Annotated in this window: 2 pseudogenes; one reads left to right on the forward strand and one right to left on the reverse strand. The window is 68.6% G+C overall.

The window, feature by feature from the left end:
* Positions 1 to 376: pseudogene (locus tag A5695_RS10655) on the forward strand (hypothetical protein); the annotation flags it as partial.
* Between the two features lie 4 nt (positions 377 to 380).
* Here A5695_RS10655 and A5695_RS10660 read toward each other — a convergent pair.
* Positions 381 to 759 (reverse strand): annotated as a pseudogene (locus A5695_RS10660) (hypothetical protein); the annotation flags it as partial.

Below are 759 nucleotides of genomic sequence, written 5' to 3' on the forward strand. Positions count from 1 at the left end.
GGAGAACAAGCCGTCCAATCCCAGCGACCCGCACGACGGGGCGTACACGGCGGCGCGGCTGGCCCGCGACGAGGGCGTGCCCATTTCGACGATCTCGTTCGGCACCAAGACCGGCGAGATCGAGATGGACGGGCAGCGCGTCGCCGTCCCGGTCTCGACGGACCACATGAAGACCATCGCCAAGCTGTCCGGCGGGCAGTCCTACACCGCCAGCAACATCGCCGAGCTCAACAAGAGCTACAACGCCATCGAGAAGGACATCGGTTATCGGACCGTGCCGGGGCCGGGCAGCGCCGGGTGGCTGCGCCTGGGCGTGATCACCGCCTTGATCGCGACGGCGCTGGCGCTGCTGATCAACCGGCGGCTGCCGGTCTGATCGCTCAGGAGGGCAGCCGGCGATTCAGGAACAGCCCGGCCAGGATCGCACCGGCCAACGCGACCGCGCCCAGCAGCATCCAGGCCAGGCTGGCGTCGCCCTTGACGGTCTCGTAGCCGATCTGGCGCTGCAGGGTCGAGTAGACGTTCTTCAGCGATTCCAGGCTGTCGGCGTGGAACGCCTGGCCGTCGGTGATCTCGCAGATCTTCTGCAGCGTCTGGTCGTCGACGGGAACCGGGATCGTGGCGCCCTCGTATTCGACGGTGCCGTACGGCGTCCCGAAGGAGATGGTCGAGATCTGCACGCCCGCGGCCTTGGCGGCCCGGGCGGCGGTGAACGCCCCCTGCGGGGCGTTGGCGTCCAGCGGCACATTCCGTTCTGCG

The organism is Mycobacterium sp. E1747 (assembly GCF_001667775.1).
Classification (GTDB): domain Bacteria; phylum Actinomycetota; class Actinomycetes; order Mycobacteriales; family Mycobacteriaceae; genus Mycobacterium.